Source organism: Flavobacterium agrisoli, from assembly GCF_016522065.1.
GTDB lineage: Bacteria > Bacteroidota > Bacteroidia > Flavobacteriales > Flavobacteriaceae > Flavobacterium > Flavobacterium agrisoli.
In genome coordinates, this window is sequence record NZ_JAEHFV010000003.1 from 209,752 (window position 1) to 230,850 (window position 21,099).

A 21,099-nucleotide genomic window follows, 5' to 3' on the forward strand; every position below is an offset into this window, starting at 1 on the left:
AAGGAATAGTTAAAAAAGGCAGTTGTTTTCTTATCTTTTAAAAAGGAAACCAAATCCCATTGCTTTTAGCATTTTTTTTTCGAAAGCCCAAAAAAAAGTAAACTGGCCAAAAAGAGTACCAATAGCTACTAGTAAAACTTGATAAATGGGAAAAATAAGGAGTAAGCGAAGCGGTGTAAACCAAAAGCCCACATTTTCTTTGCTAATACCCAGCCAAACACAAAATGGTTTAGATAACCAAGCTGAGGCCGATCCGGTAAGGGCAAAAACTATAAATATGATGGTTAGTTGTAGGTTTGAAGTTACGCCCCAACGTTCTTTTAATCGCTTCATTTTTATTTGTAATGATTACAAATATAAGAACAATTACCGCAAAGGCACGTTGCCGGCTAACTTTTGTTTGTACGTATTTTGAAAATAAACCATGTAGTTGTAAATCAAGTAATTTACTTCATACCCATAATTAATATTAGGGTTGTAATTAATGCTTAATTCGTATAAATTAGGGTCATATCGCTGCGGTTGTAAAACCCGATTATTCCATTCTAAAACGTAAAGTTGGTTTTTGGTTTCTAAATAAGGTTGCGAATAATATCCTCTCGGATACGCTCTCGAAGCCAACCAAGTGGCAAAACCATTATCAATGATAATTACTTCGTATTCTAAAGAGTCATTTGCTATCCGAATGGTATCGTTTACAGCTTTTGTCTGGGTAGTTAAAGTGATGTTTTTTTGTGAAGTAGCACATCCTATAATGAAAATCAATACGATTATAATGAAGCCGATTTTTTTCATAAAATAAGAGTTTGCTTTTTCATCATAAAATATACAACGAGTCGTTTATAAAAAATTACAACCGACTCGTTTTTAAAGATTTATTTCCCGAATAATTTACCAAAAATACCTGCTAAACCTCCTTTTTTAGAGAGTTCGGCGGCATCTTCTAAATCTACTTTTCCGTCGGCATTTTGATCCAATCCAAAATGAACGCCGTAAGTAGATATCGCTTCCATAATACCGTTATTTTGAGCCGTATTTCCACCGGCTAAAGCGCCAAGTAAATCTGATATAGAAAAGCTACCGTCTTTTGGATCATTGGCTTTTCCAATTAAGGAACTTAAAATTTGCGGAATCATACTGCTTGCGGCTCCGTTGGAAACGTCTTGTGATAATCCGAATTTTTCGCTTAAAGAACCCGAAACGTTTTGTGTGATTTGTTGAACTAAAGGATTGTTTTGATCAAGGTTTTTTGCTTGTAACAAACCCGCAATTTGCGACATATCATTTTGAGAAGCTAAATTTTTTAAACTCTCAAAAATAGAATTTCCGGTTTCGTTTAAAACTGCATCATTATGCTCGTTCGGAATTGCGTTGTTTTTAACAACAGCATCACTTCCGTATTGCTGTATTATTTGGGTTAATTGCTCCAACATGTTTTTTACGTTTTAGTTAATACTCAAAGTTAATTAAAAAAGAAAAAGGATTTAGTAAAATACGTTACTAAATCCTTTTCTAAATTATTTTAAGTTAGCTGATTAACTTAATAAACTAATGATTTGAGATGCTAACTCAGTTCCAATTCGGTCTTGAGCTTCTCCTGTTGCCGCTCCGATATGAGGTGTCAACGATATTTTTGAATGCATCAAAAGTGCCATTTCTGGTTTTGGCTCGTTTTCGAAAACATCCAATCCAGCAAAAGATACTTTCCCTGAATCCAATGCTTTTACAAGTGCAACTTCATCAATTACACCACCGCGAGCACAGTTTACAATTCCAACACCATCTTTTAAAAGTTCAAATTCTTTTTCTCCTAAAATATAACCGTTTTGAGCTGGAACGTGTAAGGAAATAAAGTCAGCCTCTTGAAAAAGCGATTCTAACGATTGTGTTTTAATAGTGGTAGTAATAGATTGTCCGTCAAAAAATTCCACTTTAACATCTACTTCAGGGATAAAGCTATCGGCAGCAATTACTTTCATACCTAAACCAAGAGCCATTTTAGCGGTAGCTTGACCAATACGTCCAATACCTACAATTCCTAAAGTTTTTCCTCTTAGTTCTCTTCCGTTTGCGTAGGCTTTTTTCAAACCATCAAAATTAGAATCTCCTTCTAAAGGCATGTTTCGGTTAGAATCATGTAAAAAACGAACACCATTTAATAAATGTCCAAAAACCAGCTCAGCCACAGATTCTGAAGAAGAAGCCGGCGTGTTGATTACATGAATTCCTTTGCTTTTTGCGTAATCAACATCGATGTTATCCATACCAACACCACCACGACCAATTACTTTTAAGCCTGGACAAGCGTCAATAATGTCTTTACGAACTTTGGTTGCACTACGAACTAATAATACTGCTACGTTGTTTTCGTTAATGTAATTGGCTACTTGCTCTTGTGCTACTTTTGAAGTAATTACTTCAAAACCACCTTTTTCCAAGGCCTCAATTCCACTTTTTGAAATTCCGTCGTTTGCTAATACTTTCATGTTTTTATTAAATTACGAGGTTTCCCTCAAATTAATTGAATGTTTTAGAAGCTGTTTCCCGCTATCAGTTTCAATCTTGCGTCGGCGTAGATGTCTGCTTCCACAAGGTTTTCCACTTCTATCGGGGCTAGAGCCTCTGCTAGCGAAGAAGTTTAAGTTTTTCTTGAAATTAATTCAAATGAAAAGTCTTTAATTCTTAAAAATTTAGATTGCTTTTTCTAAAGCTTGCATTACATCAACCAATACCTGAACACTTTCGATAGGCATAGCATTGTAAATTGAAGCTCTGTAACCACCCACAGAACGATGTCCTGGTAATCCAGAAACACCAGCTTCTTTCCACATTTTGTCAAATGTTTCCGCATGCTCGGGGTTAGTTAGTAAGAAAGTTACGTTCATGTTCGAACGGTCTTCTACATTGGCAGCACCTTTAAATAATGGATTACGGTCTATTTCGTTGTATAACAATTCGGCTTTTGCATTATTTAGTTTTTCAACAGCAGGAATTCCGCCTTTTTCTTTAATCCATTTTAAAGTTAAAAGAGAAGCGTATACCGAGAAAACAGGAGGTGTGTTAAACATACTCTCTGCTTTAATGTGCTTAGCATAATCCAACATACTAGGAATAGTACGACCGTTTTTTCCTAAGATTTCTTCTTTAATAACCACCAAAGTAGTTCCTGCAGGACCCATATTTTTTTGGGCTCCGGCATATATAATGTCAAATTGAGAAAAGTCAATATCACGTGAAAAAATATCCGAACTCATGTCGCAAACCAAAGGAACATTGGTTTTAGGAAATGTTTTCATTTGAGTACCAAAAATGGTATTGTTACTTGTACAGTGAAAATAATCAGCATCAGCCGGAATTTCATATCCTTTTGGTATGTACGTATAATTGTCTTCTTTTGAGGAAGCTACAATAACGGTTTCTCCAAATAATTTAGCTTCTTTAATAGCTGCTGAAGCCCATGTCCCAGAATCTAAATATGCGGCTTTACCATTTTCTTTCATTAAGTTGTAAGGAACCATTAAAAATTCTAAACTGGCTCCACCAGCAAGAAATAATGCTTGATATCCTTTGCCTTCTAATCCTAATAAATTTAATACAAGTGCTCTCGCTTCATCCATAACAGCAACGAAATCTTTGCTTCGGTGCGAAATTTCCAAAATTGATAAACCGGAATTGTTAAAATCTAAAATAGCCTGAGCTGATTTGTCAAAAACTTCTTGTGGTAAAATACAAGGACCTGCGCTGTAATTGTGTTTTTTCATGGTTATAGTTAATGCGAAAATTTTTAAAAACGCAAATTTCGGTAATAGGTAGCGAAAAAGCGTTAAAAATTTCGCAATAATTGTAAACTTTTTACTTATGTTATTAACAAAAACGATATAGTATCCACATTGTCGGCATAATCCCATAATTGAGGCTGTTGTGTTTGGCCAAAAGCAATGCTGTTTTCAACTAAATTATTGCTTACAATACACTGAACTTGATCAGATTCTGCCGTTAATTTGGCTTGAACTTCTTCCAAACTTTCGTAATATTCATAAAAAACACTCGAAATAGGAGAGGCGTAACTAGTATCTTCTTTTAATGTTAAAAAACCATTATCTAAAAGTTTAAAATTACTCATTAAAAACACAGCTTTGTTATAGTCGTAATTGTTGGCGTATTTTTCGTACTGAATGACATCTTGGTACTTGAAAATAGCATTGAAAAAGGCATCAAATGAATATCCTTTTGGAATTAAAAGTTTGGAAACATTGCGACAACCTAATCCGAAGTAGCGAAAAATATCTTCGCCTAAGGCAGTGAGTTGTTCGGGTGTTTCTTTTCCATTTAAGACAGCAACCGAATTTCTGTTTTTTCGGATGATAGCTGGTTTGTCTTTAAAGTAATATTCAAAATAACGAGCGGTATTGTTGCTTCCGGTGGCAATAACGGCATCAAAATGGTCTAATTTTCCTTCAGAAAAAGTGATGAATTCTTTCCATTCAGCATCAAGTGCAATTAAATATTGAGCTAAAAAAGGAAGTAGATGTTGGTCGTTAGAAGATGTTTTGACCACGACACGATGACCAGTTACCAAAACACATAAAAAATCATGAAAACCCACTAACGGAATATTGCCAGCTAAAATCAATGCAATGGTTTTAGGACTTCTATTTTCCTTATTTACTTCGGGATAGTGGTCGAGCCATTTGGTCAAATTAGCTTCTGTTAGAGCATTTGCCCAAGATTGAACGGCAAAAAAAACCTGCTCTGGCGTATACCAACCATTGTGTGATTGCGATAAGTAAATTAATTTTTCAAATTCTTCATAAAAGGATTCGTTGCACAAAACTTCTGGCTTTTTGATACTATTATGCTCGTCAAATTGGCTTAAAAACTGGCCAAGAGCTATAAAAGATTGAATTTTTTTGTTTTGTAGCATAAGTAATTTGTTTATGAATTGTTTTGATTGTAATTTTGCACAAAAATAAAGATATCTAAGTTATAAGTCAAAATACAAAAATACGATTCATTTTTCGTTTTTATTTATAACTTTTAACCAGTAACTAACAATAAAATGGCTATTATAATAACCGACGAATGTATTAATTGTGGTGCTTGCGAACCAGAGTGCCCAAATACAGCAATTTATGAAGGTGCAGATGATTGGAGGTATAAAGATGGAACTGCATTGGCTGGAACCGTAATTTTGCCAGATGGAACTGAGGTGGATGCGGATGAAGCACAAACACCTATATCTGACGAAATTTATTATATCGTTCCAGGAAAATGTACCGAGTGTAAAGGTTTTCATGATGAACCTCAATGTGCGGCAGTTTGCCCCGTAGATTGTTGCGTGCCAGATGATAATTATGTAGAAGACGAAGAAACGTTATTAAATCGCCAAGCGTTTTTACATAACGAATAGTATAATATTGCAATATATTTTTAAAAATCCCGAGTTTTGCTCGGGATTTTTTGTTGAGTGAGCTAAAAAATAGTTCCTTAAGCTCGTTTTAAATCTTATATTTGCACACTTTTCAATAAAATAATTATAAAACATAGGCTCCTTAGAGATGGATGTTTTACATAAAATAAACTTAACTACAGATGAAAGCAGGAATTGTAGGATTACCAAATGTTGGAAAATCAACTTTATTTAATTGTTTGTCTAACGCAAAAGCGCAAAGTGCCAATTTTCCGTTTTGTACTATCGAACCAAATATTGGAGTTGTAAACGTACCCGATCCGCGTATCAATAAATTAGAAGAATTGGTAAAACCAGAACGTGTGCAAATGGCAACGGTTGATATTGTAGATATTGCCGGGTTGGTAAAAGGAGCTAGTAAAGGTGAAGGTTTAGGAAATCAATTCTTAGGCAATATTCGCGAGTGTAATGCAATTATCCACGTATTGCGTTGTTTTGATAACGACAATATTGTACACGTAGATGGTAATGTAAATCCAATTCGTGATAAAGAAACGATTGATATCGAATTGCAGTTAAAGGATTTAGAAACAGTTGAAAAACGTTTGGAAAAAGTAAATCGCGCTGCCAAAACAGGAAATAAAGAAGCGCAAGCAGAAAAAGCACTATTAGACCGAATAAAAGAGGCTTTGTTACAGGCAAAATCGGCCAGAACCGTTGAACCACAAAATAACGATGAAGTGGTTTTACTAGAGGCATTTCAGTTAATTACAGCTAAACCGGTTTTATATGTTTGTAATGTGGATGAAAGTTCGGCCGTTTCGGGTAATAAATATGTAGATCAGGTTCGTGAATTAGTAAAAGATGAAGATGCTGAAGTAATTGTACTTTCGGTAGGAGCAGAAGCTGATATTACCGAATTAGAAAGTTACGAAGAACGTCAGATTTTCTTAGCCGATATGGGACTTGAAGAGCCGGGTGCTTCTGTTTTAATTCGCGCCGCTTACAAATTATTAAAACAACAAACGTATTTTACAGCTGGTGTAAAAGAAGTTCGCGCATGGACTGTTCCAATTGGAGCAACTGCGCCACAAGCAGCAGGAGTAATTCATACCGATTTTGAAAAAGGATTTATTCGTGCCGAGGTAATTGCCTATGACGATTATGTTGCTTTTGGATCAGAATCAAAAGTAAAAGAAGCAGGAAAATTACGTGTGGAAGGAAAAGAATACATTGTTAAAGATGGCGATGTAATGCATTTCAGATTTAATGTATAAGCATTTATTGCATTCAAAAAAAAGTAAGGTTGGGCTATTGTCTAACCTTTTTTTATGAAATTTTGCCCCAAATTAAATTTAAATTGTTACTATTTTAAGAAATTTTAAATAAGATTATTTTTTTTGTAGCGTTTTAAAGTTATAATTTTACGGTTATGAAAGGTTTTGCTCAAATATTATTAATCGTTTTTGTGATGTCGTTAACAGCGCCTACTATTGTTACGATTATAAAAAAGGACTATCCCCGAACGATTTCTTTCAACCTTTCCGAAGAGGAGCAAAAACACAAAGACTGTAAAGTTTTGACTTCTCATAACAACGCAGTAACTACTGATTTTTTGTCCTTTTGTTTGCATGAAATTTCAAAAATAATTCTTTACGAAAATTTATCCCGTCACGATAACGTAGCGGCTACTATTTTTTCGCCACCACCCAACCGACTTTAATTTTTTAGAAATAATAATAGACATTCACTAATCTAGGATTAAGTGAATGTGTTTTTAATTTATTTATTTTAAAAGTTATGTCAAATAAAGTCAACCTTTTTGCTAACCTAAAGACAGATTTTGCTTCAGGATTAGTTGTTTTTTTAGTAGCATTGCCGCTTTGTTTAGGAATTGCAATGGCTTCGGGAGCTCCCTTGTTTTCAGGAATTATCGCTGGTGTAGTGGGCGGAATTGTAGTTGGGGTTTTGAGCCAATCTCATATTAGCGTTTCGGGACCTGCTGCGGGTTTAACTGCAATTGTTTTAAAAGCCATTACCGATTTTGGTGCTTTTGATATTTTTTTAATGGCGGTACTAATTGCTGGAATCATTCAATTGCTATTAGGGTTTTTAAAAGCAGGAAGCATTTCCAATTATTTTCCCACAAATGTGATAGAAGGAATGTTGGGCGGTATCGGAATTATCATTATTCTGAAACAAATACCGCATGCTTTTGGGTATGATTCCGATTACGAAGGTGATTTAGCTTTTGTAGAAAATGATGGAAATAATAGTTTTACAGCCCTTTTTGATGTTTTCAATCATGTACAATTAGGAGCAATAGTCGTTTCGCTAATTTCATTGGTCATTTTAATCATGTGGTTAAAAGTTCCATTTTTAAAAAATTTAAAATTAATTCCAGGAGCTTTAGTTGCGGTAATTATAGGCGTTTTGTTAAACGAATTTTTTATACAATCGGGAAGTTCACTTGCAATTTCTAAATCACATTTGGTTTCCTTGCCTGTTCCTGAGTCTTTTGATGATTTGAAGCGTATTTTAATTCTCCCTAATTTTTCAGCCATTACCAATCCACAGGTTTGGATTGTGGGTGCTACTATTGCTATTGTGGCTTCTATCGAAACCTTATTGTGCATAGAAGCGACCGACAGAATGGATGTTCAAAAACGATATACCAATACTAATGTCGAATTAAAAGCGCAAGGCGTGGGTAATATAATCAGTTCTTTATTAGGTGGTTTGCCCATGACTTCGGTAGTGGTTCGTTCATCTGCTAATAACAATGCCGGCGCTAAATCAAAATTATCCACTATTATTCATGGTGTATTGTTGGTTATTTGTGTGTTAACAATTCCAGCGATTTTAAATAAAATTCCGCTAGCTACCTTGGCAACGATTTTAATTTTAGTGGGTTATAAATTAGCAAAACCGGCTACTTTTCGTCACTTTTGGAATCAAGGAAAATACCAATTTATTCCGTTTATTGCTACTTTGGCAGGAGTAGTTTTGACCGATTTGTTAAAAGGCGTTTGCATCGGAATTGTAATTAGTGTTATTTTTGTATTAAGAGGTAATTTGAAGCGTGCGTATATCTTTAAAAAAGAAGAATATGAAGATGGAGACATTATTCATATTGATTTGGCTCAAGAAGTTTCTTTTTTGAATAAAGCGGCAATTAAATTAACTTTGAACCAAATTCCAGAGAATTCGAGAGTCATCATTAATGCCCAAGATACGGTTTATATTGCGCACGATGTGTTGGATTTGATTAAAGAATTTAAAGAAACAAGAGCTCTTGATCAAAATATAAAAGTTGATTTAACAGGATTTAAAGAAGCTTATGATTTGGAAAATTCTCCCGAAGTGAACAATCATGTTACTTTTGAACATTATTTTGATGCCACTAAAAACAAAGTAATCAAACGAGAAAAAATAATAGAAGACGCTAACTAAATTTTAATTTTAACTACTATATACTAATGAAAGATTTTTATAAACAAATATTAGATAATAATAAAGAATGGGTTGCCGAAACGTTAGAGCAAGATCCTCATTTTTTTGAAGATTTAGCAAAAGGCCAACAACCACCACTTTTATGGATTGGCTGTTCGGATAGTCGTGTGCCAGCAAACCAAATTATTGGAGCAAAACCAGGTGAAGTTTTTGTGCACCGTAACATTGCTAACATGGTAATTCATTCCGATATGAATATGTTGAGTGTGTTGGACTATTCGGTTAATGTCTTGAAAGTGAAACATATTATTGTTTGTGGTCATTATGGCTGCGGAGGGGTAAAAGCGGCAATGGGTAATCAATCAATTGGAATAATAGACAATTGGATTAGACATATTAAAAATGTTTACCGCTTGCATAAAACGTATTTGGATAGTATCGAAGACGAAACCGAACGTTTTAATGCTTTTGTTGAGGTAAATGCGAAAGAAAATGTATTGGACTTGGCTAAAACTTCGATTGTACAAAATGCTTGGAAAAACGGACAAGATTTACAATTGCATGCTTGGGTTTACGGATTAAATTCGGGTTATGTAACCGATTTGGGAGTAAACTTAAGTTCGAACCAAGATTTACCAGAAGGAGATCAATTGAGTTTATAAAAAAATCGCCGAAAGGCGATTTTTTTTATTCTGTTTCGTCTAAATTTTCATTAAACGCCGAGGGTAATAATTTCGGGATAAATTTGATTAAAATGGGTAATAATAATCCGCCACCAGGCAATAAAAAGATGGTGAGAGAAGGAATGGTTTTACAAATGTCTAACAAATGTTTTTTGACTTTTTTCTTTTCTTTGGCATCTAAATCTCGAACGGTTGAATAAGCCAGAAGTTTCATCAATTCCTTACTTTGTAGAATTTCTTTAACCAATCGGTTTTTATTTCGTGTTACCAATGTAATCACGTTATTGGTCGTTTGATCGTAAAAATGTTTAACCGGATTTGAATAATTAAAATACGGAATTTTTTTTCGGTGCTTGTTTATAAAGCTATTAATGTCGGTAATGCTTTCGCGCGTAAAATCATCGCTTACGTTCATTAATTTTGATAAGGAATATAAAAAGTAAGCTTCTTCATTTTCAATTTTTCCATCACTCCACAACGCCATTCCGGCCATGTCAATAAAATAATAATGTTCCAATTCGTACTCAAAATAATCAAACTGCAAGGTTTCGATAGTTTCAATAGTCGCTTTAGAAAATTTACTATACCGAATAGAGGATTCAAAAAGTTTGATTAATAAATCGTCGTGTATGGATTTTACCGTTTTGGTTTTTAATGCTATGGCCACAATACTCATGACCATTTGCTCTATTTTTTTGAAATATTTCTCTGGAATTTCGCCATGAATTAAATATTGACGAAAAGCCAAAACATCAATAAACAATAAAGCATTGGTTACTAAATGCGAAAAACTTTTGTTTATTAAGCTATCATTGGTTTGAACACGTTCGTCAATGATATTTTCTAACGTAAGTGAATTGGAGTTTTTAGGTAAAATAAGTTTGAACAAATTAAATCCTTCCGGATTCATTTCCTTATAAAAGATAACGGCTTTATTTACAAAATCGTCGGTATTGATGCTTTTTTCGGTAAGTCTATACATCCCGAACAAGGTGTTTAAAAGCGCGAGTTTAGAAATTTCGGTAGGAAACCAATTTTTGCTTAAAATAGGTGAAGGCGTGTCAAATCCGATAATGTGGCCGTAAATGAAACCCGTATTTCTAACTTTTAAATAATAAGAAAGCGAGGTATCGTTTAAAGCGTCTTCGGTAAACTTTTGTTCACTAAAAAACTTATCTATCCAGCCAAAAGCAGAAGGGTTGATCATTCAATCTTAATTTGAAAATACAAAGCTAGGATTTTTTATCATTTGCTACTTAAATTAAAATAAATAACCGCCATTATTTTGTGAAAGTGGCGGTTATTTATTTGTAATAATTTATTTGATTATGGCAGAGCAAGCAACTCTAGCTCCAGCATTTCCGGCTGGTTGTGAGGTATAATCATCGGCTTCTTGATGTACAATAAGACCTTTTCCTAAAATATCTTTTTTATCATCACCACAACCAATGCACCATTCATCAGTAGTTAAGGTAACAGTTCCTTTTCCATCTTTATCGGCAGTAAAATTACCTATATCTCCTTTATGATACGAATCAGATCCCCATTTTCCGTGTTTTTGAAAAGTCGGATTCCAGTGCCCTCCAGCCGAACTTCCATCTGCCGCCGAACAATCTGATTTTTCATGAATATGAATGGCATGTACACCAGGTTTTAATCCTGCAATTTTAGCTTCAAAAGTCACTTTACCTTCTTTTTCTACAAAAGTGGCAGTTCCAGTTACCGTACTATTACTTTTTGGTTCTAATGCAATAGTTAATTTTTTAGAATCATTCGATTTTGTATTGGTTTTACAACTACTTACGAGTGAAGCTATTATAGCTAGAGAAAAAAGAATTTTTTTCATAATTTATGATTTTATGTTAAAGAATTACGTAAAGTTAGGCTAAAAAATGCAAAAAATTGCCTTGAAAAACGAAAATTAGTGCTTTTTTAAATTCTAAGTTTATCTTAAAATTAAAATATTTGCGAGGAAAAATGCGTATTTTAGTAGGTAATTTAGTAGCATTGAAGCTACAATTTAATTTAAAATTCCAATTATGTTCAAAAAATGTATGTTATTCGTAGTATCTGTAGTAATGTTTTCATGTAGTGCTACCAAAAATAATGAGGATAAAAGTTTGTCGAATTTAGAAGGTTCGTGGCAGTTAAATTATATTTCTGGACCTCGAATCGCTTTTGATCGTTTGTATCCCGATGCAAAACCTACTATCGTTTTTAACACCAAAGAAAACCGAGTTTCGGGTAACAACGGATGTAATTCGTATTCTGGGAGTTTAAATGTTTCGGGAAATACAATTGATTTTACCCAACCCATGGTAGCAACTAAAAAAATGTGCCTTAATGGGCAACAAGGCGAACAAGTGTATATGAGTACGTTACCTAAAATAAATCATTACTCGGTTTCGGAAGATGGAAAAACATTGACTTTTTTAGTAGATGATGTGGCGATGATGCGTTTTGAAAAGCAATAATTTAGTAGAAAATGATCATGAAGAATAAACCTTTTTTAATTGTTTGTACCCTCTTTTTTTTGTGTGTGCAAATGAATATGGCTCAGGAAAAATCTAAAAAAGAAATTAAAGCCGAAAAAGAACTTCAAAAACAAAAAGAAATTGAAACTTTGGTACAATCCAAAACATTTGAGTTTGATGCCAATTTTGTGCAACCTTTAGGGCGAAGAGATCTTAATATTCAGGGTGAGCAATATGTTGTTGAATATAAACCTGCAGAAATTAAAAGTTATTTACCCTATTTTGGAAGGGGCTATAATGTGGGTTATGGTGGTGATACTGGCTTGAAGTTTACTGGAAAACCGGAAAATTTTACCATAGAAAAAAAGAAAAAATATTATTTAATTAAGACTACCGTAAAAGGTGAAAATGATGTTTTTAATTTGTCTTTATCGGTCTATTTTCAAGGTAGTGCCACCCTCACGGTAACCAGTAATCAACGTGATGCAATTAGTTATACCGGAACGATTGAAGTTTTAAAAACAAAAGAATAATTTTCTTTAATGAATGTTGTAAAGGTTTTATTTACAGTCAATTTAAAAACGAACCAATTATAAATTTTAAATAAATAACAATGAAAAAAATGATTTTATCTGCCATTTTTGGTTTTATGGCAATGGGTATGATGGCACAAGAAACATCGGCTAATGATGATATGGCAATTTTGCAAAGTGTTTACGGGAAATCTAAAACAGATTTAGTAAACGAATATCTAAAATTATCTGATACTCAAAAAACGGCTTTTCAAAAAGTGTATGATGACTATGAAACTAAAAGAAAAGAAATTGGACTAACCAAAATGAATTTAATCAACGATTATGCAGATAATTATGCCAATCTTACCGATGAAAAAGCTAATGAATTGGCAAAAGCTGCCTTAAAGGCGAACAGCGACTTAGATAAGTTGTATTCTAAAACCTATTCGAAAGCTAAATCGGCTATTGGTGCTACCAATGCTGCTAAATTTATTCAACTTGAAGAATATCTGCAAACGATAATTAAAAGTACTTTACAAGAAAATATCCCGTTAATAGGGGAATTGGATGAGAAAAAAATCTAAAAAAAACGAAAGCCGAATCAAAATCCTGATTCGGCTTTTTTTGGGTTATTGTTTTTTGCTTTCTTTATAAATTTGGTCTAAAAGTCCATTTTGAGGAGTGTCAAGTGTTAATTCCCAAAACATGATGCCACCCAATTTTTGCTTCTTTGCATATTTTGTTTTTTCAATTACAGAAGCAACATCATCTCCTGTAGCAAATTTTTTCTCTTTTGCATTGTACCAATAAGCGGCTTTGGCTTTTTCATCCCAAAAATAGTTCCATCCTTTTTCTTTGGTAAATATCGAGGCGTATTCCTTAAAATTGACACCAGCAATATGATGACCTGACTGATACAATCCATTATTATTGTTACTTACATTTTCCCAAATTCGAGTATAAAAAGCGCAACCAATTACTAATTTTTCAGCAGGAATACCTAATTTTAAAAGGTACTCTACCGCTCTATTTGTAGACTCTGCCGATTCAATTCCGCTATATAAAGGCGTTTGATGGCCTGTAATAGTGGCATAACCATTTACCAAATCGTAGCTCATGATATTTACTCGATTAACTAAAGGCATAATCTCTTTCCAATTTACCGATTTATCTAAGTAAAGTTGAAAACCGCCAGCAGCAAAACTCAATTCGGGTTTTTTACCTAAAGTTTTGCGTAAAATTTTAATGAGCTCTGAAAAATTTTGTTTATCAGAATCTTGATACAAATGTCCCGGATGCCCTTCAATAGTGGGGTATTCCCAATCCAAATCGATACCATCGGTTTTAAAATAATCGTTTATTTCTTTTACAGAGGTAGCAAATTTTTGGCGTCCCGCAGCAGTAGAAAATGCTTCGGAACAAGGTGCACAACCTCCCCAACCACCTAAGGAAAGCATAATTTTTAAATGCGGTTGTTTCGTTTTTAAGCCAACTAAATGTTTAATAGTCAAGGAATCTTTAGGAGAATCAACACTCAGTTTTCCGTCTTTTAAATGACAAAAACTAAAGATGATGTGACTGAGTTTAGTAGTGTCGTAATTTTTTATTTGTTCCGAATCACCTACATAATAAGCAATTATGTCAAGCGGTTTGTTTTTTTGGGCATGCACTTGCCCAAGTAGTAAACAACAAAGTGCTGTTACTAGCATTGTACATTTTTTCATTTTGTATGTTTTTGAGTTTTAGAAAGCTAAATGTACTATTTTAAACCAGTTTTTAAAAAGTAATTATTTTTAATAAAAAAAACCGCCTTGTTTTCGGGACAAGTGCGGCTTTACAAACAAATTAAAATTAGCTAAAAACTATCGTGATTTTAATAGCAGTATTGATTTTCTGCTACTAATTTAGAAGTAATAATTTCACGTAAACCAATCACATTTGGCATATTAGTGTATTTGGTAAAACGTTTTAAACCCATTAACATCATGCGTTGTTCATCGCCTTCAGCAAAGGAAACGATACCTTCTTTACCTTTGGTATTGATAATGTCGGTAGCATGATACAAGTACAATTGTGCCATGGCAATTTGCTCTTTTATGTTTTCTTGACCTTTTGATTTGGCTAATTTTTCAGTACGTAAAATAGTCGATTCGGCCATATAAATTTCAATCAACATGTCTGCAGCGGCCATTAATAATTGTTGGTGTTTGTCTAAATCGGGACCATATTTTTGAACGGCCGATCCAGCCACCATTAAAAAGGCTTTTTTCAATTTGACAATCATTTCTTTTTCTTCTGCAAATAATTCCGAATAATCAGGAGTGTCAAATGATGGAATTCCCATTAATTCTTCGGCTACTTTCATTGCTGGGCCTAACAAATCAACGTGGCCTTTCATGGCTTTTTTAATTAACATTCCTACCGAAAGCATTCGGTTAATTTCGTTTGTACCTTCGTAAATACGAGCGATACGAGCATCACGCCATGCACTTTCCATTGGAGTATCTTCGGAGAATCCCATTCCTCCAAAAATCTGAATACCTTCATCTGTACAATTTTGTACGTCTTCTGAAACCGCTACTTTTAAGATAGAACATTCGATTGCAAATTCTTCTACGCCTTTTAGTTCAGCATCTTGATGCGAATTTCCTTCTGAAACACGAGCGTTAATTCGGTTTTCGATACTTCCTGCCGCACGATACGAAGCACTTTCACCAGCATAACAAGATGTAGCCATTTCGGCCAATTTTGAACGAATAGCACCAAATTGTGCAATCGGAGTGTTGAATTGCATTCTTTCGTTAGCATAGTTCACAGCACCCGTAATGGTACGGCGTTGCGCATCCAAACAAGCGGCTGCCAATTTAATTCGACCCACATTTAAGGCATTCATGGCAATTTTAAATCCTTCACCACGACCAGCCAACATATTTTCTACTGGGACAATAGTATCGTTAAAAAATACTTGGCGGGTAGAAGAGGCACGAATTCCTAATTTATGTTCTTCCTCACCCAGTGTAATCCCATTTGGATTAGCAGGATCATATTCTACAATAAATCCCGTAATATTTTTATCGTCTTCAATGCGAGCAAAAACAATCATTAAGTGACAAAATCCAGCATTGGAAATCCACATTTTTTGACCGTTAATTGTGTATGTTTTGCCATCTGCAGAAAGTTCGGCTTTGGTTTTACCCGAGTTAGCGTCGGATCCAGCACCTGGTTCCGTTAAGCAATAAGACCCAAACCATTCGCCACTTGCCAATTTCGGAACGTATTTTAGTTTTTGTTCTTCGGTTCCATACAATGTAATTGGCATAGTTCCAATTCCGGTATGAGCACCAAATGCAGTAGAAAAAGAACCTGTTGCACCAGAAATATAATCGCAAGTGAGCATGGTGTTCACAAAACCCATGCCCAATCCGCCATAAGCTTCGGGAACGGCAACACCTAAAAAACCGAGTTCACCTGCTTTTTTCATGGCTTCTTCGGTGTAGGCATAATCTTTTTTCTCAAAACGATCTTTGTTAGCCCACAATTCTTTGTCAACAAATTCTTTTACCGAATCGCGCATCATCAATTGCTCTTCCGAGAAATCTTCTGGTGTGAAGATATCTTCGCTTTTTGTTTCTTTAACTAAAAACTGACCACCACGGGTTATGTTTTTTTCGATTGTATCTGTCATTTTGTTTTGTTTTATTTTATGAAAGATGAAAGAGTCAAGAAGAAAGATTTAATCTAACTTAGTTATGAATCCAGTAGTCATCTTTTGAAATTCAATTATTTTGTTCTCTATTTCTTCTGTTTTTGTCTTAGTTAGATATTCATTTTGAAAAGCTATCAGTAATTGTGTTTGTAATTCAAATGACGAACCTAAACTAATATTCAAATAATGCTGAAAGTGTTTATTTCCTCTGTTAGAGCCTTCAGCAATATTAGAAGGCATTGAAACAGAACATCTATTCATTTGACTTATTGAACTATAAGTTTCTGACTTTGGAAAAGTGGCAGTCAGCTTATAGATATCATTAGCAATTTCCATAGCTAAAATCCAAATTTTCAAATTCTTAAAATTGTGTCTCATGTTTTTTGAGGTAAGATAAGAAGAAAAATTAAAAGTAAGTTTTTGGCTACTTTTAAGATTTTGTTTTCAGAAAATATTCATTACAAAATCAAGTCTTGCTTCTTGCTTCTTTCCTCTTAAAAAAACTACAATACCTCAAAAATCCCTGCTGTTCCTTGTCCTGTTCCTACACACATGGTAACAATACCGTATTTGTTACCTCTGCGTTTCATTTCGTCAAACAATTGAACCGAAAGTTTGGCTCCTGTGCAACCTAGCGGATGCCCTAATGCGATGGCTCCACCATTTACATTTACAATATCTGGATTCAATCCTAATTCTCGGATAACAGCTAAAGATTGAGAAGCAAAGGCCTCATTTAATTCAATCAATTCGATATCGTTTAAAGACATTCCGGCTTGTTTTAACGCTTTTGGGACAGCTTTAATAGGGCCGATTCCCATAATACGTGGTTCAACGCCTGATGAGGCATAGTTGACCAAACGAGCAATCGGTTGAAGGTTGAGCTCTTTTACCATTTCTTCACTCATAATCATCACAAAAGCAGCGCCATCACTCATTTGCGAAGAATTTCCGGCTGTGACACTTCCGCCATCAGCAAAAACAGGGCGCAACCCAGCCAATGCTTCTAAAGACGTACCAGCTCTTGGTCCTTCATCTTTATTTACTACATACGATTTGGTTTCTTTTTTACCTTTTTCGTTAATAAAAGTTTGTTCAACGGAAATCGGTACAATTTGATTGTCGAATTTTCCTTCTGCTTGCGCTTTTAAGGCTTTCATGTGCGAATTATAAGCAAACTCGTCTTGATCTTCGCGTGAAACATTGTATTTATTGGCAACTGCTTCGGCCGTTAGACCCATTCCCCAATAATAATCCTCGTGACCTGCAGCGGCAATTTTGTAGTCGGGTGTGGGTTTATAACCTCCCATCGGAATATAACTCATGCTTTCGGCACCACCAGCAATGATACAATCGGCCATTCCCGACTGAATTTTTGCTGTTGCCATTCCAATTGTTTCCAGACCAGAAGCACAGTAACGATTCACAGTAACTCCAGGAACATCTTCAATTTTTAATCCCATTAACGAAATCAAACGCCCCATGTTTAAACCTTGTTCGGCTTCGGGCATGGCATTACCAACCATGACGTCATCTATTCGTTTTTTATTAAAATCAGGCAATTCATTCATTAAAAACTGAATAGTTTCGGCTGCTAATTCATCGGGTCTTTTAAAACGGAATACTCCTTTTGGTGCTTTTCCAACTGCAGTTCGATATGCTTTTACTATATAGGCTGTTTTCATTTGTTTTGTTTTTTAAGAGTATAGAAGATAGAGTATAGAAAATAGACTTTACAAAGTCTTACATCTATATTCTATTTTCTTTGTTCTAATTTCTAAGTGGTTTACCTTTGGTTAACATGTATTGAATGCGTTCTAATGTTTTGCGTTCGGTGCAAAGCGATAAGAAAGCTTCACGTTCCAAATCGAGTAAATATTGTTCGGATACTAAAGAAGCTTCGGATAAATCACCACCGGCCATCACATAAGCCAGTTTGTTGGCAATTTTTTTGTCGTGTTCCGAAATGTATTTTCCAGCTTCCATTTGATCTGTTCCTACTAAGAACATCCCCAAAGCTTGTTTCCCTAGCACTTTAATATCATTTCTTCTGATGGGCTGTGTATACCCGGCTTCAGCCATCAACAAAGCGTGTTTTTTAGCTTCGGCAATCTGACGGTCTTTATTCACTACGATAATATCTTTTCCATGTTGCAGAAGTCCCGTGTCAAAGGCTTCGTAACCCGAAGTAGATACTTTTGCCATAGCAATGGTTAAGAAATACTCTTGAAGCACATTCAATTCCACATCGTTTTTGCGGAATAAATCGGAAGCTCTTAAAGTCAATTCTTTAGATCCACCACCACCGGGGATAACTCCAACTCCAAATTCAACTAATCCCATATACGTTTCTGCCGCAGCAACCACTTTATCTGCGTGTAAGCTCATTTCGCATCCACCACCAAACGTCATTCCGTGAGGCGCCACTACAACTGGAATAGAAGAGTAACGAACGCGCATCATGGTATCTTGGAACATTTTGATCGCCATGTTCAATTCGTCGTATTCCTGTTCTACAGCCATCATAAAAATCATTCCGATATTGGCGCCAACAGAAAAATTAGCGGCTTGATTTCCAATAACCAAACCTTGTTGCTCTTTTTCGGCCAAATCAATAGCTTTGTTAATGGCGGTTAAGACATCACCCCCAATAGTATTCATTTTAGATTGGAATTCTAAGTTTAAAATGCCATCACCTAAATCCTGAATAATACCTCCTGAATTGCTCCAAACTTTTTTGCTTTCGCGAATGTTATTTAAGATGATAAAGGCATCTTGTCCTGGAACTTTTACTTGCGATTTGGATTGGATATCATAGTAATACGTGGCGCCGTCTTTTATGGTATAAAAAGTAGTGTTGCCCGAAGCTAACATTTCGGTTACCCAGTTTGCAGGTGCAACACCTTCGGTTTTCATCATTTCAATTCCTTCGGCAATTCCAATCGCATCCCATATTTCAAACGGTCCATTTTCCCAGCCAAAACCAGCTTTCATGGCATCGTCAATTTTATATAATTCTTCTGAGATTTCCGGAATTCGGTTCGAAACATACGCAAATAAACCAGCAAAACTTTTTCGGTAAAATTCGCCTGCTTTGTCTTTTCCTTTTACCAACACTTTAAAACGATTAATTGGTTTATCAATCGTTTTGGTCAATTCTAAAGTGGCAAAAGAAGCTTTTTTGGCCGGACGATATTCTAACGTATCCAAATCTAAAGAAAGAATATCTTTGTCGACTTTTTTGTAAAAACCTTGTTTGGTTTTGCTTCCCAACCATTTATTTTCCATCATTTTGTTTACAAAATCCGGAAGTTTAAAGAGCTCGTGTTGTTCGTCGGTAGGGCAATTTTCATAAATTCCGTTGGCAACATGAACCAAAGTATCCAATCCAACAACGTCTACCGTGCGGAAAGTAGCTGATTTTGGACGACCGATAACTGGTCCTGTCAATTTATCAACTTCTTCAATCGTCAATCCCATTTCTTTTACCAAGTGGAATAAACTCTGGATTCCGTAAATACCAATTCGGTTCCCAATAAAAGCCGGAGTATCTTTAGCAACAACTGAAGTTTTTCCTAGAAATTTTTCTCCGTAATTATTCAAGAAATCCAATACTTCATTTGAGGTTTTTGGTCCCGGAATAATTTCAAATAATTTTAAGTAACGTGCTGGGTTAAAAAAGTGTGTGCCACAAAAGTGTTGTTGAAAATCTTCGCTTCTTCCTTCGCTCATAAAATGAATCGGAATTCCCGAAGTATTCGACGTAATCAACGTACCTGGAGTTCTGTATTTTTCAATTTGTTCAAAAACCAATTTTTTGATATCCAAACGTTCCACTACTACTTCAATAATCCAATCTACTTTTGCAATTTTGGCCATATCATCGGTTGTATTTCCGGTGGTAATTCGGCTAGCAAATTTTTGACTGTAAATAGGAGAGGGTTTCGATTTTAAAGCGGTGGCCAAGTGATCGTTTACAATTCGGTTCCGAACAATTGGACTTTCAAGAGTTAAGCCTTTTTTGGTTTCGGCTTCTGTTAATTGATTGGGTACAATGTCTAGTAGTAAAACTTCGACACCAATATTAGCAAAATGACAAGCAATTCCTGAGCCCATGATTCCAGACCCAATTACAGCGACTTTTTTAATGGTACGTTTCATAAATATATTTTTTGGCGAAATGTTTCTGAAGGATTTTGATTCATTCAGAATTTAATTTCATTTTCTTTTTTCTCTGAAGAATTAAATATGTTTTTTTCTTGAATTAATTCGTTTATAATTTCAACAACCTCAAAAAAATGTGTCAGTTGTTCTTCTGATACATGTTGTTTTATGGTTTCGTTAAATTTTAAAACTGTAGATTTTGATAGTTCTCGTTTTTCTTTTCCTGCTTCGGTTAAGTATATAAGTACACCGCGTCCGTCTTCTGGGTTTTTTTTTCGAACAATAAACCCTCTGTCTTCCATCGATTTTAATGTTCGGGTGAGGCTGGTAGCTTCCATTCCCATCCTAGGGCCTAAAGCAGTTGAAGGAGTTCCCTCTTCTTTATCGATACTTAGCAAGGCAAAACCGGTTGCCATAGTTGCATCGTATTTGGCAGCTTCCTCATTGTACATTCTGGAAACAGCTTGCCAAGTGGCTCTTAAAACATAATCGATCGTTTTATCTTTCATCATCGGCTTACTATTAAGTAAAAATCACGTTGAAATTATATATCAAAAAACAAGTTGTTATACTTGTAAGGATTCCAAATATAAGAAAAAATAATATGCATGCATAGTATTTTTACGTTTTTTTATGTTTTTTGAAAGAACCGTATTAAAGGTAAAAAAATGTAAAAAAAAACTCCTCTGATTAG

At 34.8% G+C, this 21,099-nt stretch carries 22 protein-coding genes; 8 read left to right on the top strand and 14 right to left on the bottom strand.

All coding sequences use genetic code 11. The features are described from left to right. Positions 1 to 30 precede the first annotated feature (30 nt). The 6 genes from I5M07_RS09215 to I5M07_RS09240 form a co-directional block, all read right to left on the bottom strand. Positions 31 to 333, bottom strand: coding sequence for a DUF6787 family protein (locus I5M07_RS09215; protein WP_200106118.1), 303 nt, complete (start codon positions 331 to 333; stop codon positions 31 to 33). A gap of 33 nt (positions 334 to 366) precedes the next feature. Next, positions 367 to 795 carry a DUF6146 family protein gene (locus I5M07_RS09220; RefSeq protein ID WP_200106120.1) on the bottom strand — a complete coding sequence of 143 codons (429 nt, stop codon included), beginning with the start codon at positions 793 to 795 and terminating at the stop codon, positions 367 to 369. A gap of 80 nt (positions 796 to 875) precedes the next feature. Next, positions 876 to 1,433 carry a hypothetical protein gene (locus tag I5M07_RS09225; RefSeq protein ID WP_200106122.1) on the bottom strand — a complete coding sequence of 186 codons (558 nt, stop codon included), beginning with the start codon at positions 1,431 to 1,433 and terminating at the stop codon, positions 876 to 878. Between the two features lie 102 nt (positions 1,434 to 1,535). Continuing rightward, the gene (locus tag I5M07_RS09230; protein ID WP_200106124.1) at positions 1,536 to 2,486 is read right to left on the bottom strand and encodes a D-2-hydroxyacid dehydrogenase; all 951 of its coding nucleotides are present in this window, start codon (positions 2,484 to 2,486) and stop codon (positions 1,536 to 1,538) included. 204 nt (positions 2,487 to 2,690) lie between these two features. After that, entirely contained in the window at positions 2,691 to 3,761 is a 1,071-nt protein-coding gene (gene serC, locus I5M07_RS09235; RefSeq protein ID WP_200106125.1) for a 3-phosphoserine/phosphohydroxythreonine transaminase, read from the bottom strand. Between the two features lie 95 nt (positions 3,762 to 3,856). Continuing rightward, positions 3,857 to 4,924, bottom strand: a complete 1,068-nt coding sequence (locus I5M07_RS09240; RefSeq protein WP_200106127.1) for an acyl-CoA reductase — start codon at positions 4,922 to 4,924, stop codon at positions 3,857 to 3,859. Between the two features lie 135 nt (positions 4,925 to 5,059). Here I5M07_RS09240 and I5M07_RS09245 point away from each other — a divergent pair, with 135 nt between their 5' ends. The 5 genes from I5M07_RS09245 (at position 5,060) to can (ending at position 9,525) form a co-directional block, all read left to right on the top strand. Continuing rightward, complete coding sequence (locus tag I5M07_RS09245; RefSeq protein WP_200106129.1) at positions 5,060 to 5,410, top strand: 4Fe-4S dicluster domain-containing protein; 351 nt, start codon at positions 5,060 to 5,062, stop codon at positions 5,408 to 5,410. A gap of 182 nt (positions 5,411 to 5,592) precedes the next feature. After that, positions 5,593 to 6,687: a redox-regulated ATPase YchF gene (ychF, locus tag I5M07_RS09250; protein WP_200106131.1), complete on the top strand. Its 1,095-nt coding sequence runs from the start codon at positions 5,593 to 5,595 to the stop codon at positions 6,685 to 6,687. A 155-nt stretch (positions 6,688 to 6,842) separates the two neighbouring features. Continuing rightward, the gene (locus tag I5M07_RS09255; RefSeq protein WP_200106133.1) at positions 6,843 to 7,133 is read left to right on the top strand and encodes a hypothetical protein; all 291 of its coding nucleotides are present in this window, start codon (positions 6,843 to 6,845) and stop codon (positions 7,131 to 7,133) included. A 77-nt stretch (positions 7,134 to 7,210) separates the two neighbouring features. Next, entirely contained in the window at positions 7,211 to 8,863 is a 1,653-nt protein-coding gene (locus I5M07_RS09260; RefSeq protein WP_200106135.1) for a SulP family inorganic anion transporter, read from the top strand. A 26-nt stretch (positions 8,864 to 8,889) separates the two neighbouring features. Then, positions 8,890 to 9,525, top strand: coding sequence for a carbonate dehydratase (gene can / locus I5M07_RS09265; RefSeq protein WP_200106138.1), 636 nt, complete (start codon positions 8,890 to 8,892; stop codon positions 9,523 to 9,525). A gap of 25 nt (positions 9,526 to 9,550) precedes the next feature. On the opposite strand, the gene I5M07_RS09270 is transcribed toward can, so the two are convergent. Continuing rightward, on the bottom strand, positions 9,551 to 10,753 hold the full coding sequence (locus I5M07_RS09270) for an LETM1-related biofilm-associated protein (protein ID WP_200106139.1): 1,203 nt from the start codon (positions 10,751 to 10,753) through the stop codon (positions 9,551 to 9,553). 111 nt (positions 10,754 to 10,864) lie between these two features. After that, on the bottom strand, positions 10,865 to 11,392 hold the full coding sequence (locus I5M07_RS09275; protein WP_200106140.1) for a superoxide dismutase family protein: 528 nt from the start codon (positions 11,390 to 11,392) through the stop codon (positions 10,865 to 10,867). Between the two features lie 208 nt (positions 11,393 to 11,600). Here I5M07_RS09275 and I5M07_RS09280 point away from each other — a divergent pair, with 208 nt between their 5' ends. From I5M07_RS09280 to I5M07_RS09290, 3 genes are all read left to right on the top strand, one after another. Further along, a complete protein-coding gene (locus I5M07_RS09280) occupies positions 11,601 to 12,020 on the top strand; it encodes an META domain-containing protein (RefSeq protein WP_233622003.1) in 420 nt (139 codons plus the stop codon). A 17-nt stretch (positions 12,021 to 12,037) separates the two neighbouring features. Then, positions 12,038 to 12,553, top strand: coding sequence for a DUF4251 domain-containing protein (locus tag I5M07_RS09285; RefSeq protein WP_200106142.1), 516 nt, complete (start codon positions 12,038 to 12,040; stop codon positions 12,551 to 12,553). Positions 12,554 to 12,633: 80 nt separating this feature from the next. Next, a complete protein-coding gene (locus tag I5M07_RS09290) occupies positions 12,634 to 13,119 on the top strand; it encodes a hypothetical protein (protein WP_200106143.1) in 486 nt (161 codons plus the stop codon). A 45-nt stretch (positions 13,120 to 13,164) separates the two neighbouring features. Here the strand turns inward: I5M07_RS09290 and I5M07_RS09295 are convergent, their stop codons facing one another. The 6 genes from I5M07_RS09295 to I5M07_RS09320 all read right to left on the bottom strand — a co-directional run bounded on the left by I5M07_RS09295 (position 13,165) and on the right by I5M07_RS09320 (position 20,914). Then, the gene (locus I5M07_RS09295) at positions 13,165 to 14,259 is read right to left on the bottom strand and encodes a glycoside hydrolase family 18 protein (protein WP_200106144.1); all 1,095 of its coding nucleotides are present in this window, start codon (positions 14,257 to 14,259) and stop codon (positions 13,165 to 13,167) included. A gap of 149 nt (positions 14,260 to 14,408) precedes the next feature. Next, entirely contained in the window at positions 14,409 to 16,220 is a 1,812-nt protein-coding gene (locus tag I5M07_RS09300; protein WP_200106146.1) for an acyl-CoA dehydrogenase family protein, read from the bottom strand. Between the two features lie 48 nt (positions 16,221 to 16,268). Further along, a complete protein-coding gene (locus tag I5M07_RS09305) occupies positions 16,269 to 16,619 on the bottom strand; it encodes a four helix bundle protein (RefSeq protein WP_200106147.1) in 351 nt (116 codons plus the stop codon). Positions 16,620 to 16,744: 125 nt separating this feature from the next. Then, complete coding sequence (locus I5M07_RS09310; protein WP_200106149.1) at positions 16,745 to 17,926, bottom strand: thiolase family protein; 1,182 nt, start codon at positions 17,924 to 17,926, stop codon at positions 16,745 to 16,747. A gap of 85 nt (positions 17,927 to 18,011) precedes the next feature. Continuing rightward, complete coding sequence (locus I5M07_RS09315) at positions 18,012 to 20,402, bottom strand: 3-hydroxyacyl-CoA dehydrogenase/enoyl-CoA hydratase family protein (protein ID WP_200106150.1); 2,391 nt, start codon at positions 20,400 to 20,402, stop codon at positions 18,012 to 18,014. 44 nt (positions 20,403 to 20,446) lie between these two features. After that, on the bottom strand, positions 20,447 to 20,914 hold the full coding sequence (locus tag I5M07_RS09320) for a MarR family winged helix-turn-helix transcriptional regulator (RefSeq protein ID WP_200106373.1): 468 nt from the start codon (positions 20,912 to 20,914) through the stop codon (positions 20,447 to 20,449). Between the last annotated feature and the right edge of the window lie 185 nt (positions 20,915 to 21,099).

Bases quoted from the DNA above. Each gene is read 5' to 3' on its own strand.
- I5M07_RS09315 (WP_200106150.1), bottom strand. From the start codon at position 20,402: ATGAAACGTACCATTAAAAAAGTCGCTGTAATTGGGTCTGGAATCATG.
- I5M07_RS09225 (WP_200106122.1), bottom strand. From the start codon at position 1,433: ATGTTGGAGCAATTAACCCAAATAATACAGCAATACGGAAGTGATGCT.
- I5M07_RS09290 (WP_200106143.1), top strand. From the start codon at position 12,634: ATGAAAAAAATGATTTTATCTGCCATTTTTGGTTTTATGGCAATGGGT.
- I5M07_RS09255 (WP_200106133.1), top strand. From the start codon at position 6,843: ATGAAAGGTTTTGCTCAAATATTATTAATCGTTTTTGTGATGTCGTTA.
- I5M07_RS09300 (WP_200106146.1), bottom strand. From the start codon at position 16,220: ATGACAGATACAATCGAAAAAAACATAACCCGTGGTGGTCAGTTTTTA.
- I5M07_RS09245 (WP_200106129.1), top strand. From the start codon at position 5,060: ATGGCTATTATAATAACCGACGAATGTATTAATTGTGGTGCTTGCGAA.
- I5M07_RS09275 (WP_200106140.1), bottom strand. From the start codon at position 11,392: ATGAAAAAAATTCTTTTTTCTCTAGCTATAATAGCTTCACTCGTAAGT.
- I5M07_RS09260 (WP_200106135.1), top strand. From the start codon at position 7,211: ATGTCAAATAAAGTCAACCTTTTTGCTAACCTAAAGACAGATTTTGCT.
- I5M07_RS09280 (WP_233622003.1), top strand. From the start codon at position 11,601: ATGTTATTCGTAGTATCTGTAGTAATGTTTTCATGTAGTGCTACCAAA.
- I5M07_RS09295 (WP_200106144.1), bottom strand. From the start codon at position 14,259: ATGAAAAAATGTACAATGCTAGTAACAGCACTTTGTTGTTTACTACTT.
- serC (WP_200106125.1), bottom strand. From the start codon at position 3,761: ATGAAAAAACACAATTACAGCGCAGGTCCTTGTATTTTACCACAAGAA.
- I5M07_RS09310 (WP_200106149.1), bottom strand. From the start codon at position 17,926: ATGAAAACAGCCTATATAGTAAAAGCATATCGAACTGCAGTTGGAAAA.
- I5M07_RS09240 (WP_200106127.1), bottom strand. From the start codon at position 4,924: ATGCTACAAAACAAAAAAATTCAATCTTTTATAGCTCTTGGCCAGTTT.
- I5M07_RS09270 (WP_200106139.1), bottom strand. From the start codon at position 10,753: ATGATCAACCCTTCTGCTTTTGGCTGGATAGATAAGTTTTTTAGTGAA.
- I5M07_RS09215 (WP_200106118.1), bottom strand. From the start codon at position 333: ATGAAGCGATTAAAAGAACGTTGGGGCGTAACTTCAAACCTACAACTA.
- I5M07_RS09320 (WP_200106373.1), bottom strand. From the start codon at position 20,914: ATGAAAGATAAAACGATCGATTATGTTTTAAGAGCCACTTGGCAAGCT.
- ychF (WP_200106131.1), top strand. From the start codon at position 5,593: ATGAAAGCAGGAATTGTAGGATTACCAAATGTTGGAAAATCAACTTTA.
- I5M07_RS09305 (WP_200106147.1), bottom strand. From the start codon at position 16,619: ATGAGACACAATTTTAAGAATTTGAAAATTTGGATTTTAGCTATGGAA.
- I5M07_RS09220 (WP_200106120.1), bottom strand. From the start codon at position 795: ATGAAAAAAATCGGCTTCATTATAATCGTATTGATTTTCATTATAGGA.
- I5M07_RS09230 (WP_200106124.1), bottom strand. From the start codon at position 2,486: ATGAAAGTATTAGCAAACGACGGAATTTCAAAAAGTGGAATTGAGGCC.
- I5M07_RS09285 (WP_200106142.1), top strand. From the start codon at position 12,038: ATGAAGAATAAACCTTTTTTAATTGTTTGTACCCTCTTTTTTTTGTGT.
- can (WP_200106138.1), top strand. From the start codon at position 8,890: ATGAAAGATTTTTATAAACAAATATTAGATAATAATAAAGAATGGGTT.